The organism is Mycobacterium angelicum, from assembly GCF_002086155.1.
Lineage (GTDB): Bacteria > Actinomycetota > Actinomycetes > Mycobacteriales > Mycobacteriaceae > Mycobacterium > Mycobacterium angelicum.
In genome coordinates this window covers 1-322 of sequence record NZ_MVHE01000359.1, presented here as the reverse complement: position 1 = coordinate 322, position 322 = coordinate 1, and the positions used below count along the sequence as shown (strand labels likewise).

The 322-nt window shown below is 62.1% G+C and carries 2 protein-coding genes; both read left to right on the top strand.

Annotated elements, in window-relative coordinates; all coding sequences use genetic code 11:
• The coding region (locus BST12_RS29795; protein ID WP_139802121.1) for a PIN domain-containing protein at positions 1-194 on the top strand (194 nt) is incomplete at its 5' end.
• 38 nt (positions 195-232) lie between these two features.
• A partial coding sequence (locus BST12_RS29790; RefSeq protein WP_139802120.1) for a ribbon-helix-helix domain-containing protein occupies positions 233-322 on the top strand: 90 nt, incomplete at its 3' end.

The window sequence follows — 322 nt, the reverse complement described above, 5'->3', positions numbered from 1 at the left end:
CATGCCAAGTCCAGCGTGAGCTTGCCCACGTCGCCGGTCTGCATCACCGCAGCGTGAAGATCGCCGATCTTGTCATCGCCGCGGCGGCCGAACTTTCAGGCACCATCGTGTGGCATTACGACGAGAACTATGACCGGGTCGCCGCCATCACCGGCCAACCTACGGAGTGGATCGTGCCGCGCGGGACCCTTTAACCGCTGATAGGCGCCATCACTGGATGTATGGTGATGTCATGCGGACTCAGGTGACCCTGGGCAAAGAGGAGCTTGAGCTGCTCGATCGTGCCGCCAAGGCGAGTGGCGCATCGCGGTCCGAACTCATC